This is a genomic window from Novosphingobium rhizosphaerae (assembly GCF_050920675.1).
Classification (GTDB): domain Bacteria; phylum Pseudomonadota; class Alphaproteobacteria; order Sphingomonadales; family Sphingomonadaceae; genus Novosphingobium; species Novosphingobium rhizosphaerae.
Window position 1 is genome coordinate 1,678,053 of sequence record NZ_CP137861.1, and the last position, 12,850, is coordinate 1,690,902.

A 12,850-nucleotide genomic window follows, 5' to 3' on the forward strand; every position below is an offset into this window, starting at 1 on the left:
CGCATCTTCCGTTCGCCCCGAGCCCGTCGAAGGGCCGCCTGCGCAATCCTATGCTGCACCAGTCCATCCGCAGCAAACCTAGTGCCAAGGTCCAATTGCCCGGCCCGCGCGAAGGAATAGGGTCTCACTTGCAAGGTGGGCGGGGCAGGGGGCACCGGCCGCAGCAAACCCACCATCTGCCCCCAAGACCAGATCAACGTGACCGGCCCGCGCGAGAGGCCGCAACGATCAACCGGAGGTGTGATGATGAAGGGATTTTTCAAGGCGAGCGCAGCCTGTGCGCTGGCTCTTGCCATGGCGGCGCCGGCACTGGCCGATGGTGCTCCAGCTGGTCCCGGCGATGCCGACCTGATGGCCGACGCCACCACCACGGGCGACGTGCTGACGTATGGCATGGGCCCGCAGGCGCACCGTTTCAGCCCGCTCGCCCAGATCAACACCGCCAACGTGGCCAAGATGGTCCCGGCCTTTGCTGCCTCGCTCGGCGGGGAAAAGCAGCGCGGGCAGGAATCGCAGCCGATCGTCTATGACGGCATGATCTATGTCACCGGCTCTTATTCCCGCGTGTTCGCGTTCGACGCGCGCACCGGCGAAAAGCAGTGGGAATACGATGCCCGCCTGCCCGACGGCATCATGCCCTGCTGCGACGTGGTCAACCGCGGCGCGGCGATCTATGGCGACAAGATCATCTTCGGTACGCTCGATGCGCATGTCGTGGCGCTCAACCGCAAGACCGGCAAGGTCATCTGGAACAAGACCGTGGCCGATTACCAAGCCGGCTACAGCCAGACCGCCGCGCCCCTGATCGTCAAGGGCCTGGTCATCACCGGGGTATCGGGCGGGGAATTCGGCGCCGTGGGCGTGGTCGAGGCGCGTGACGTGAACACCGGTGAACTGGTGTGGTCCCGCCCGGTCATCGAAGGCCACATGGGCACGCTGCGCGGCCAGCCCAATGGCATGACCGGCAAGCTCAACGCCACCTGGCCCGGTGACTTGTGGAAGACCGGCGGCGGCGCTACCTGGCTTGGCGGCACCTATGATCCTGACACCAACCTGGTCTACTTCGGCACCGGCAACCCGGCGCCGTGGAACAGCCACCTGCGCCAGGGCGACAACCTCTACACCGCCTCCACGCTCGCCATCAATCCCGACAACGGCCAGATCGTCTGGCACTACCAGACCACGCCGCACGATGGCTGGGACTTCGACGGGGTGAACGAATTCATTCCCTTCGATGCCACGATCAACGGCAAGGCGATGAAGCTGGGCGCCAAGGCCGATCGCAACGGCTATTTCTTCGTGCTCGATCGCACCAACGGCAAGTTCGTCAGCGCCAGCAAGTTCGTGATGCAGACGACCTGGGCCAACGGCTTCAATCCCAAGACCGGCCGGCCCAACTACATCGACGAAAATCGTCCCGGCGCGCCCGACATCGCTGGCGGCAGCGAAGCCAAAGGCAAGACCGTGTTCGCCAGCCCTTCATTCCTGGGTGGCAAGAACTGGATGCCGATGGCCTATTCCGACCAGACCGGGCTGTTCTACATCCCGTCCAACGACTGGGGGATGGACATCTGGAACACGCCGATCGCCTACAAGAAGGGCGCGGCCTATCTGGGCGCCAGCTTCACGATCAAGCCGATCGTCGAGGATCACATCGGCGCCCTGCGCGCGATGGACCCCAAGACCGGCAAGATCGTGTGGGAATACAAGAACAAGGCCCCGCTGTGGGGCGGTGTGATGACCACCGCCGGCGGCCTCGTCTTCACCGGCACGCCCGAAGGCTATCTCAAGGCGTTCGATGCCAAGACGGGCCAGGAACTGTGGAAGTTCAATACCGGTTCGGGCGTGGTCGGCTCGCCCGTCACCTGGGAACAGGATGGCGAGCAGTATGTCGCGGTCATGTCCGGCTGGGGTGGCGCGGTGCCGCTGTGGGGCGGTGAAGTGGCCAAGACCTTCAAGGAAATCAGCCAGGGCGGCGCGCTCTGGGTGTTCAAGCTGCCCAAGTCGTGATGGGCCGGGGCGGAAGCTGGGGGGCTTCCTGCCCCCTGCCCTTGGTCGGGGGGCTGGTACCAGCCTCTCGCCCGGTTGCGGGGCCTGCCGGGGAAGGCGGCGGGCCTCGCACGCCCCTGCCGGTGCGCAGCATGGCTGCGGCCCCTTGCTTTTCGCGCGGGGCGGCCGATAGTGCGGCCATGGCCAATGCCACGCCCGAACGCATCCTGGTTGTCGACGATCACCCGCTGGTGCGCGACGGGTTGCGCAGCCTTCTGGCCATAACGTTCGAATCCTGTGACATTCTCGAAGCCGCCGGGGTGGAAGAGGCCTGCACGGTGCTGGCCAGCCACGGCGATTGCGATCTCGTCCTGCTCGATCTCAACATGCCCGATGCCACGCGGCTTTCAGGCCTGGTGCAGTTGCGCCAGGCATTTCCGATGGTGCCGGTGCTGATGGTTTCGGGCAGTTTCGACCGCGCCCTGGTGCAGGAAGCCCTATCGGCCGGGGCCGCCGGTTTCCTGCCCAAATCGATGAAGCGCGATGGCATCGTCGATGCGCTGCACATGGTCATGGCGGGCGAAATCTATATCCCCGATACCGGCCTGGAAGAAACCCCCGCCACGCGCGAGGAAGCACAGATCCGCAGCCGGATCGACAGCCTCACGCCGCAGCAAAAGGTCGTGCTGCACCATCTGGTACATGGCCGGCTGAACAAGCAGATCGCCCACGATCTCGATGTTTCGCTCACCACGGTCAAGGCCCACGTTTCGGCCATCCTGCAAAAGCTGGGCGTGTTCAGCCGCACCCAGGCGGTGATCCTGGCCAACCGCGTGCATTTCGATTGAGTTTTGCGGCGGGGGTGGCCCTTGGCTTCGCACCACCCCCCGCCCCCTCAGTGCATCATGGTCTGCAATAAGGCCCGCAGTTGCGCCGGCTTTACCGGCTTGCCCAGCAAGGGCAATTTCTGCCCGGCCAGGCGCTCTTTCAATTCCTCGCTACGGTCGGCGGAAATGATGATCGCCGGCACGCTGCTGCCCAGATGGCTACGCACATCGTACACCGCCTGGTCGCCGGTTTCCGCGTGGTCGAGGTGAAAGTCGGCGATAATCACGTCGGGCGTTTCGGCGCCCAGCCGGTCGATCGCGGCCGGCCCGCTGCCCGCCACCAGGACCTGGCAGCCCCAGCCGGTGAGCAGCGTTTCCATGCCCAGCTGGATCTGCGTCTCGTTGTCGATCACCAGGATGCGCCGGCCCTGGATGGCGCGGTCGCGCACCGGCTTGGCCAGAGCGGGGGCGCTGTCCGCCTGGCTTTCGCCCAGCGGTACCGTGACGGCAAAACAGGCGCCCGCGCCCGCGTCCGACGTCAATTCCAGCGGATGCTGCAACATTGCCGTGGCGCGGCGCACGATCGCCAGGCCCAGCCCCTTGCCGGGAATGCGGTGGCTGTGGTCCAGCCGGCGGAACTCCTCGAAAATCCGCTCCTGCTGGTCCTTGGGAATGCCCGGGCCAGTGTCCGACACGCTGATCCGCACCTGGCCCGGCGTGGGGCAATCGGTGGAAACGCGCACGGTGCCGCTGCCGGTATAGCGGATCGCGTTGGACACCAGGTTCTGCAAAATGCGGCGCAGCAGGCGCGCGTCGCTGCGCACCCACACGGGCGCTGCTTCCACCGTGAACGTCAGCCCGGCCGCGCGCGCGGTGGGGGCAAATTCGGTCTGCAAGGTGCCTAGCAACCCGGCCAGATTCACGTCGGTAAGGTTCGGCGTGATCGCGCCGGCATCCAGCCGCGAGATCTCGAACAGCGTTTCCAGCAGATCCTCGACCGAATTGAGCGAGGTGGAGGCCTGGTTGACCAGCGCCCGGGTGGGCAGCGCGAGGCGCCGTTCGGTGAGCGCGGCAATGAACAGGCGGGCTGCGTTGAGCGGCTGGAGCAGATCATGGCTGGCCGCCGCGAGGAAGCTGGTCTTGGATCGGTTGGCCATTTCGGCCGCCGTCTTGGCTTCCAGCAACTGCGCCTCGATCGCGCGGCGCTCTGCCACTTCGGATGCCAGGCGGCGGTTCAGCGCGGTCAGTTCGGTCGTGCGCTCGGCCACCCGGCGTTCGAGCGTTTCGGCGGTGTTCTGCAAGATCTGGCGGGCCGTGGTCGGCTCGGTCACGTCAAGGAAGCCCACCACCATGCCGCCCAGCGCCGTAGCCGTGGTGCGCACTTCCCAGATGCGATCGCCCACCTGGCACAGCCGGTTGCGCACGGTGCCTTCGGCTTCGGTGCGCCAGGCCAGCACGTCGGCCCCGTCCATCGCCAAGGTCTGCGTGCAGAAGCGCACCAGGTCTTCGTGCTGGTTGAGCGCGCCGCTGGCATCACCGGCCAGGCCGAGCAGGCGTTGCAAGGCGCCGTTCCAGGCGGTCAGCCGGCGCTCGGCATCGAACATGCACACGCCTTCGACCAGGTTGTCGAGCAGCGCCTGGAGCGCCAGGTTCTGCTGGGCCAGATCACGCGCGCGGGCGCGGGCATCCTCGGCCTTGGCCTCGGTGATGTCGGTATAGATGCCAACGATGCCGCCCTCGCTGGTGCGCAGCTCGTTGATCTGGATCCACCGCCCGTCCGACAGCGCCTGGACGTGGCCGCCCGATGCCACGGCGTGGCGCGCCAGCCGGTCGGACACCCAGCGATCGGGCGCGGACAGCGCGCCGGCCGGCCGGCGCTGCTGCGCCACCAGGTTGATGATCTGGTGGAACGTGGGGTTTTCCGGCAGCAGTTCCGACACTTCGGGCCAGAACCCGGTATAGGCCTCGTTATACAGCACCAGGCGGTCTTCGGCGTCGAACAGGGCAAAGCCTTCGTTGATCGATTCGATCGCATCGCGCAGGCGGGTTTCGGCCGCTTCGGCCGTGGCGTGGGCCTGGGCCTGGGCCAGCTTGGCATTGACGGTGGCCAGTTCGCCCATCGCCTGTTCCAGCGCGCGGGTGCGGTCGCGGACCAGCTGTTCCAGGGTGATTGCCCGCTCGAACATCGAGAACGCCGAATGCGACAGGTCGCTCGATCGCTCCACCCGGTCGACCAGTGCGGCGTTGATCTTGCGCAGCTTGCGCAGCTCGTTTTCCAGCCGCGCGATCCTGCCGGCCTCGTCCTGCCCGGCTTGCGCAGCGGGCGGATCAGGAAGGGGCGGCCCGGAAAGAGGGGATGGGGCTGCCGTCATCGCCCGATGGCCAGCCCGCTGAATGTCTGGTTGACGTGCAGCGCGTGAAACTGCTCGCCATAGGTATTGAAGCCCATCACCCCGTGGCGGCGATAGATTTCGGAAATCGGCCGGCCCAGCTGGCGCCGTTCGGCATTGATGCGGTTGAGCACGCAATCGAACGCGATGATGTGGTCGATCTCGCCCACTGCCGCGCGGATTTCGGCCATCGTGGCATTGAGGCTTTCCAGCTGGTCCACCGGTTCGCCCAGAGTCAGCACGATGCCTTCGTCGATCGCGCAATAGAACGTCAGGCTGCCATCGGCATTGGCGCTTTGCACCGCGCGCACATGGTAATCGCCACCGGCGCGCACCATCGGCGGGCAGGCGGCAAACAGCGCCATGTCGGGCCGGGTCGGATCGATGCCGCCGTGGATCGAGCTGGCCAGGCGCAGATATTCGCGGGCAGCGGGCTCGGCGTTGATTTCGGTCACGCGGCGCGCGCCGGCATCGGCTTCTGTCACCACCATCTTGACCGCGCCGGGCTTGTAATGCTGCCGCCGGAACACATGCAGTGGCCGCGTGGTAGAAAGGATCGCCACCACCGCGCCGGCGGCGTGAAACGCGCCATCGGAATAGATCCCGGTTTCCTTGAACATGAGTCCATCGCCTGACGACCCACCGACCAGCGGGATTTCGCCCAGCGCGTCCTGCACCGTCATCGCCAGCAGTTCCTCGCTGTGAGACAGGCCATCGACCAGGAACAGCGCGGCATGATTGACCTTGTCGCCCAGTGAAGCGCTGCCCACTTCGGCCCGCGCCACCAGATCGCGCACCGCGGCGCGTGCGGCGCCGGCATCGAAATGGGCCAGGTCGTCAAAGCGGTGGCTGACCATGTGGAAGCTGTCGGCCGGAAAGCCGATCAGGCTGATCGAATCCTCGTCATAGCCCGCCTCGGTCAGCTCGCCCGAACTGGTGCAGCCGATCATCGCAAAACGTTCCATCGCCCAGCCGCGCGCCGCCCGTGCCAGGGCTTCGCGGTCATAGCGGTGCGAGCAGAACATCACGGCGCCGGCCAGGTGATCGGGATCGATGCGCCGGGTGATCTGGGCAAAGGCCTCGACAGGATCGGATGCATGGGATGATGCCACGCCAACCTCGCAGGTGCGAATATCCACGGCCCCTCTCCAATCGCCAATATTGTCTTGTTCTTGTGCCCATGTGTCTATCAAGGCGCAGGTACAATGCAATGCTTGGGCCACCGGCTGATGGGGCAGTGATACAAAAAGATGAGCAGGTCCTCAGGATTGTCCGCGTGGCGGCTCTCCTGCGGCGGCAAGGGCGGTCGCCTCGGCATCGCTGAACAGCCGCGAATGGGCAAGGAAGCGCACGCCTTCGGGTGTTTCGAGCGACATGCCGGCGCCGCGCCCCGGTGCCACGTCGATGGTCACCTGGGTGTGGCGCCAGTATTCGAACTGTGCCGCCCCGATCCACACCGGCACGTCGCCGGCAATATGGCCCAGCAGCACGTCCTGCCCGCCCACCTTGAACTCGCCGCGCGGATAGCACATCGGCACCGACCCGTCGCAACACCCGCCCGATTGGTGAAACATCAGCGGGCCGTGCATGGCACCAAGCCGGGCGATCCACGCATCGGCCTGCGGGGTGGAAAGCACACGGGGGGGAAGGTCGGGCATCGCTGCTCCTTCAAAGGCCAAGCGGGGCGAGTGCCGGATGACACCCGCCCCGGAAACGACGCCCCTGTTGTCCGCCGGGGGCGCCTTTCGCGTGCCAGCCGCTCAGAAGAAGCCGAGCGCCTTGGTGCTGTAGCTGACCAGCAGGTTCTTGGTCTGCTGATAGTGATCGAGCATCATCTTGTGGGTTTCGCGCCCGATGCCCGACTGCTTGTAGCCTCCGAACGCGGCGTGCGCGGGGTAGAGGTGATAGCAGTTGGTCCACACGCGCCCGGCCTGGATTTCACGGCCAAAGCGATAGGCGCGGTTGCCGTTGCGGGTCCACACGCCCGCGCCCAGGCCGAACTGGGTGTCGTTGGCGATGGCGAGCGCCTCGGCCTCGTCCTTGAAAGTGGTCACGGCCAGGACCGGGCCGAAGATTTCCTCCTGGAACACGCGCATCTTGTTGTGCCCTTCCAGGATGGTGGGCGTCACATAATAGCCATCGGCCAGGTCGCCGCCCAGCGTGGCGCGGCTGCCGCCGGTCAGCACCTTGGCGCCTTCGTTGCGGCCGATGTCGATATACGAGAGGATCTTTTCGAGCTGTTCGTTCGAAGCCTGCGCGCCGATCATCGTGGTCGGATCGAGCGGGCTGCCCTGGCGGATCTTCTCCACGCGGGCCACGGCGCGTTCCATGAACTTTTCATAGATCGATTCCTGCACCAGCGCGCGCGACGGGCAGGTGCACACTTCGCCCTGGTTCAGGCCGAACATGGCAAAGCCTTCGAGCACCTTGTCGAAATAGTCGTCGTCGTCGTCCATCACGTCGGCAAAGAAGATGTTCGGGCTCTTGCCGCCCAGTTCCAGCGTGACCGGAATGAGGTTTTCGCTGGCATATTGCATGATCAGGCGGCCGGTGGAGGTTTCGCCGGTGAACGCGATCTTGGCGATGCGCTTGCTGGTGGCGAGCGGCTTGCCGGCTTCGATGCCAAAGCCGTTGACGATGTTGAGCGTGCCTTCGGGCAGGATGTCGGCGATCAGTTCGGCCAGCACCAGGATCGACATCGGCGTCTGTTCGGCGGGCTTGAGCACCACGCAGTTGCCGGCGGCAAGGGCCGGGGCGAGCTTCCACGCGGCCATCAGCAGCGGGAAGTTCCACGGGATGATCTGGCCGACCACGCCCAGCGGCTCGTGATAGTGATAGGCCACGGTATCGTGGTCGATTTCGCCCAGGGTGCCTTCCTGGCTGCGCACGCAGGCGGCGAAATAGCGGAAGTGGTCGATCGCCAGCGGCACGTCGGCGGCGGTGGTTTCGCGGATCGGCTTGCCGTTGTCGATGGTTTCCACCATCGCCAGCAGGTCAAGGTTGTCTTCCATCCGCTGCGCCACCTTGAGCAGGATGTTGGCGCGATCGGCGGGCGAGGTGCGGCCCCAGGCTTCGCGGGCCTTGTGCGCGGCGTCGAGTGCCAGCTCGATATCTTCGGCGGTGCCGCGCGCCACCTGGCATACCGGCTTGCCGGTTACGGGCGAGACATTGTCGAAATACTGGCCCCGAACCGGAGCAACCCACTTGCCCCCGATGAAGTTGTCAAACTTGGCCTTGATCGGGCTCTGGGCCGAAAACTTGGTCATGGCTTCCTGCAACATGGGGCCTCTCCTCGGTATGCTTTAAGGCGAAAACGACTGGACGAATGCATGCTGCGCGGTGCCGTGCCGGCCTGGCGGCATGCCCGCGTTCTGGCCAAGGATGCGCAAATGCACCCTGATCAAGCAATTGTACCTTGGGTCGAAGCGGCTGATTGCGCCGGCGTGCCTGTCCGATTTCGGCGTTTTTGTGCGGGTTTCGTCATTGACCGGCGCTACGCGGGCGCTAGGGGGCGGATATGGGCGGAAACCATTTGCAAAACGACCGCACGCTGCACGGCTTCCTGGCCGCGTCGGCGGCGCGCAGCCCGCAGGCCTGCGCGATCTTCGTGCCCGCCGGCAAGGGCCGCGACATCGATCAGGCGATCACGTATGCCGATCTTGCTGCGCAAAGCGATGCCCTGGCGCGCGCGATCCTGGCGCGTATTCCGGCCACCGCGGTGCGGGCCGGGGTGGGGGCGGCCGAGCCTGTCGTGGCGCTGCATCTGCCGCGCACGTCGCCGCTGCTCTATCTGGCGCAATTGGCCGCGCTCAAGGCCGGTGCCGCGTTCACCTGCCTCGATCCCGCCTTTCCCGATGGCCGCGTGGTCGATATTCTCGCCGATGCCCGGCCGGTGCTCGTCCTGGCCGAAGACGCGCAGCGCACGCGCCTTGGGCAACTGGTGGATGGCGCCTGCCCGGTGGAAAATCCGGCCCAATTGCTGGCCGCCGCGCCTGCGCTCGAAACCCCGCTGCCGCACGTCGCACCCGAAGCGCTGGCCTATCTGATCTACACCTCGGGCACCACGGGCAAGCCCAAGGGCGTGATGATCGAGCATCGCCACATCGCCAACCTGGTCGCCTCGGACCTGGCCGAATTCGCGCTGGGGCCGGGTGACCGCGTGGTCCAGGGCTCGTCGGTTGCCTATGACAGCTCGATCGAGGAAATCTGGCTGGCGCTGGCCAGCGGCGCCACGCTGCTGGTGATGGACGATGCCGCAGCCCGCCTGGGGCCCGATATCGTGGCCTGGCTGGCCGATCATCGCGCCAGCGTGTTCTGCCCGCCGCCAACCCTGCTGCGCAGCAGCGGGTGCAGCAATCCGCAAGAGGCGCTGCCCGATCTCAAGCTGCTCTATGTGGGTGGTGAGGCGCTGCCGGCCGATATTGCCGCGCTGTGGGCCAAGGGGCGGCGGCTGGTCAACGGCTATGGCCCTACCGAATGCGCGGTCACCTGCCTGCGCGGGGATATCTTGCCGGGCGGGCCAATCACCATCGGTCGCCCGGTGCCCGGCATGTATGCCTTCGTGCTCGACGAGGCGCTGGATGATGTGCCCGAAGGCAGCCAGGGCGAATTGTGTATCGGTGGCACCGGCGTGGCGCGCGGCTATCTCGGCCGGCCCGATCTGACCGCGGAAAAGTTCATTCACCACCCGCGCCATGGCCGTCTCTATCGCACCGGTGACCTGGTGCATCGCGACGAGACCGGCAACCTGTTCTACCACGGGCGCATCGATGCCCAGGTCAAGATCCGCGGATACCGCGTGGAACTGGGCGAGATCGAGGCGCAACTGGCCGCTCTTGCCGGCGTGCGTGCGGCCGGTGCCACGATCCAGGATCGCGGCGGCGTGCCCGAACTGGTGGCCTATGTCGTGCCCACCGATCCGGCCGCACCCCCGCTGGGCGAAGCCTTGCGCCAGGCGCTGGCCGCCAGCCTGCCAGGTTATATGGTGCCGCGCCAGGTCGGGTTGATCGCCGCGCTGCCCACCACCGTGGGCGGTAAGCTTGACCGCAAGGCGCTGCCGCCGATGCACTTTGCGCCCCGGCGCGAGGACGAGGCGCAGGTTCCGCCCGAAAGCGAACTGGAAGCGCTGATCGCGCAAGCCATGGCCGATGTGCTCAAGCGGCCGGGCGGGGTCTCGGTCACCGCGGATTTCTTCGAGGGGCTGGGCGGCGATTCGCTGACCGCGGCGATGCTCGTCACCCTGCTGCGCGAGGATTGGCGCACCGACTGGGTGACGGTGAGCGACATCTATGACGCCCGCACCGTGCGCGCGCTGGCTGCCCGTGCGCCCGAACCGACGGAGACCACGGCTGACGCTGCCATGCCCCTGCTGCGCCAGGGCGTGGCGCGGCCGGCCCTGGCCAACCTGGTGCAGGTCACCTGGCTTGCCTTGAGCGTGCTGGTGGCCGGCTGGGGTTCCTGGCTCGTCGCGTTCCGCGTGGCGCCGCTGGCTTTTGCCCATCTGGGCCTCGCCACGCTGGTGCTGGTGGCACCGCTGGTGGGCCTGGCCGGCTTTCTTTTGTACATGCCGCTGTCGGTGGCCTTTGCCGTGGCGGTGAAATGGCTGGCGATCGGCCGCTATCGCCCGCTGCGCGCACCGGTGTGGAGCCCTTATTACCTGCGCCACTGGATGGTGATGCAGGCGGTGCGGTTGATCCCCTGGCCGTTGCTCGCCGGGACGGAACTGAACAATGCCGTGCTGCGTCTGCTGGGCGCGCGGATCGGGCGGCGGGTGCATATCCACCGCAATGTCGATCTGCGGCGCGGCGGTTGGGACTTGCTGGACCTGGGCGACGACGTTTCGCTGGGCCAGGGCGCGCACCTGGGGCTAGTGGAACTGGACCGCGGCGATATCGTCGTGGCGCCGATCACAATGGAAGCCGGCGCCGCGCTGATGGTGCGGGCTGGCTTGGAAGGCCCGGCGCGGATGGGGGCGGGCAGCGTGCTTACCGCGCTCTCGGTGCTCAATGCCGGGGGTGTGGTGCCGGCGGGGGAAATGTGGGACGGCGTGCCTGCGCAACGCGTGGGGCCAGCCCCTGCCGTGCCGGTGATCACCCGCGCGGCAACCCGCCATGGGCCGTGGCGCCATGCGCTGTTGATGCTGTTGGGCCAGGGGCTGTTCGCCGCGCTGGCCGCGCTGCCGGGTGAACTGCTGCTGCTGGGCCTGTGCCTGGCGGGCGAAGTGGATGCCCTTGCGATCTGGCGCTGGATGGCCGCGCCCAGCCTCGATCTGCGGGTGATTACCGCTGTCCTGGCCACCACGGTGCTGGCCGTGCCGCTCAATGTGTTCTGGTCGGCCCTGCTGCTGCGCGCCCTGGGCCGGGTGCGGCCGGGCGTGATCGACCGCTGGAGCCTGGGCTACATCCGCGTGTGGATCAAGGCCGGCGCCGTGTTCGCCGCGGGCGAATGGCTTTCGGGCACCTTGATGTTCAAGCACTGGCTGCGCCTGGCCGGCATGAACGTGGGCGACAAGTGCGAGATCAGCACGATCTTTGACGTGACGCCCGAACTCGTCACGATCGGGGCGGAAACCTTCTTTGCCGACGGCATCTATCTGGGTGGGCCGGAACTGCGCCAGGGCACGGTGCGCGTGGCGCCGATCCGGCTGGGGCGCAACACGTTCCTGGGCAACCACGCAGTGATTCCGGCGGGGGAAACCCTGCCCGACGATATCCTCATCGGCATTTCGACCGTTGCCGATGCCACGCTGATCGCGCGGGGCCAATCGCGCTTTGGCCATCCCAGCTTCGATCTGCCGCGCCGCCAGGTGGTGGAGGCTGATCGCAGCCTGACGCACGATCCCGCGCTGATCCGGCAGGTCAACCGCTGGGTGTGGGAACTGGCGCGCTTTGCCCTGCCGGTGGTGCCGCTGGTGCTGGGCGCGCTGTGGTTTGCCGCCATCGGTGCTGCCGCGGCGCACGGGGCCGGGGTGGGGCTGATGGCCTGGGTGGTGGTGCCCGCTGCCACGCTGGGCACCATGGTGGCGCTGTGCCTTGTCGTCATGGCGCTCAAGTGGGGCCTGATCGGGCGGGTCAAGCCGGGGCAGCACGCGCTGTGGTCCTGCTGGTGCAGCCGCTGGGACTTCGTCTATGTCGCCTGGGCGCGCTATGCCAATTTCATCCTCCAGCAGTTGGAAGGCACGTTCCTGCTGCTGGCCTACCTGCGGCTCATGGGCCTCAGGATCGGGCGCCGCGCGGTGCTGGGGCCGCTGTTTGCCCAGGTCGTCGATCCCGACATGATCGAGATCGGCGATGGCGCCACCGTCCACGCCAATTTCCAGGCGCACACGTTCGAGGATCGCGTGCTCAAGGTGGACAAGGTGCGCATCGGCACGGGGGCGACGGTCCATGCCGGTACCGTGCCGCTCTATGGCGCGGTGGTTGACGCGGGCACTCGCGTGCTGGGCGGCAGCGTGATCATGAAGCACGAACACCTGCGGCCCGGCCTGGCCTACCAAGGCGTGCCCGTGCGCGTGGTGGGATAGGCTGAATCGACGATAGCTATCAGACCGGACCAAAAATCATGCCCGAAACAGGCGATTCTCGGTCTGAAATTGCTTCCCGATCAGATCGATAGCGGCAAAATTTACCAATTGGAAATTGGCCA

The 12,850-nt window shown here is 66.6% G+C and carries 7 protein-coding genes; 3 read left to right on the forward strand and 4 right to left on the reverse strand.

Annotation, left to right across the window (positions count from 1 at the left end):
* The first annotated feature begins 243 nt into the window (after positions 1-243).
* Together R9J51_RS07780 and R9J51_RS07785 are read left to right on the forward strand one after the other, a co-directional pair.
* On the forward strand, positions 244-2,010 hold the full coding sequence (locus R9J51_RS07780; RefSeq protein ID WP_432787928.1) for a methanol/ethanol family PQQ-dependent dehydrogenase: 1,767 nt from the start codon (positions 244-246) through the stop codon (positions 2,008-2,010).
* Between the two features lie 131 nt (positions 2,011-2,141).
* Positions 2,142-2,837, forward strand: a complete 696-nt coding sequence (locus tag R9J51_RS07785; protein ID WP_179506325.1) for a response regulator transcription factor — start codon at positions 2,142-2,144, stop codon at positions 2,835-2,837.
* Positions 2,838-2,884: 47 nt separating this feature from the next.
* On the opposite strand, the gene R9J51_RS07790 is transcribed toward R9J51_RS07785, so the two are convergent.
* The 4 genes from R9J51_RS07790 to adh all read right to left on the reverse strand — a co-directional run bounded on the left by R9J51_RS07790 (position 2,885) and on the right by adh (position 8,487).
* Entirely contained in the window at positions 2,885-5,188 is a 2,304-nt protein-coding gene (locus R9J51_RS07790) for a hybrid sensor histidine kinase/response regulator (RefSeq protein ID WP_179506326.1), read from the reverse strand.
* On the reverse strand, positions 5,185-6,345 hold the full coding sequence (locus R9J51_RS07795; RefSeq protein ID WP_432787929.1) for an FIST N-terminal domain-containing protein: 1,161 nt from the start codon (positions 6,343-6,345) through the stop codon (positions 5,185-5,187). The genes R9J51_RS07790 and R9J51_RS07795 overlap by 4 nt, the downstream gene beginning before the upstream one ends.
* Positions 6,346-6,468: 123 nt before the next feature.
* A complete protein-coding gene (locus R9J51_RS07800; RefSeq protein ID WP_179506327.1) occupies positions 6,469-6,864 on the reverse strand; it encodes a DUF779 domain-containing protein in 396 nt (131 codons plus the stop codon).
* A gap of 102 nt (positions 6,865-6,966) precedes the next feature.
* Positions 6,967-8,487, reverse strand: a complete 1,521-nt coding sequence (gene adh, locus R9J51_RS07805) for an aldehyde dehydrogenase (protein WP_179506328.1) — start codon at positions 8,485-8,487, stop codon at positions 6,967-6,969.
* Positions 8,488-8,723: 236 nt separating this feature from the next.
* Between adh and R9J51_RS07810 the strand changes: the two genes are divergently transcribed.
* On the forward strand, positions 8,724-12,728 hold the full coding sequence (locus tag R9J51_RS07810; RefSeq protein ID WP_179506329.1) for a non-ribosomal peptide synthetase: 4,005 nt from the start codon (positions 8,724-8,726) through the stop codon (positions 12,726-12,728).
* The last annotated feature ends 122 nt before the right edge of the window (positions 12,729-12,850 follow it).

What these genes read in the sequence shown, in the direction of transcription:
- R9J51_RS07780 (WP_432787928.1), top strand. Translation starts at nt 244, where the DNA reads ATGATGAAGGGATTTTTCAAGGCGAGCGCAGCCTGTGCGCTGGCTCTT.
- R9J51_RS07785 (WP_179506325.1), top strand. Translation starts at nt 2,142, where the DNA reads ATGGCTGCGGCCCCTTGCTTTTCGCGCGGGGCGGCCGATAGTGCGGCC.
- R9J51_RS07790 (WP_179506326.1), bottom strand. Translation starts at nt 5,188, where the DNA reads ATGACGGCAGCCCCATCCCCTCTTTCCGGGCCGCCCCTTCCTGATCCG.
- R9J51_RS07800 (WP_179506327.1), bottom strand. Translation starts at nt 6,864, where the DNA reads ATGCCCGACCTTCCCCCCCGTGTGCTTTCCACCCCGCAGGCCGATGCG.
- adh (WP_179506328.1), bottom strand. Translation starts at nt 8,487, where the DNA reads ATGTTGCAGGAAGCCATGACCAAGTTTTCGGCCCAGAGCCCGATCAAG.
- R9J51_RS07810 (WP_179506329.1), top strand. Translation starts at nt 8,724, where the DNA reads ATGGGCGGAAACCATTTGCAAAACGACCGCACGCTGCACGGCTTCCTG.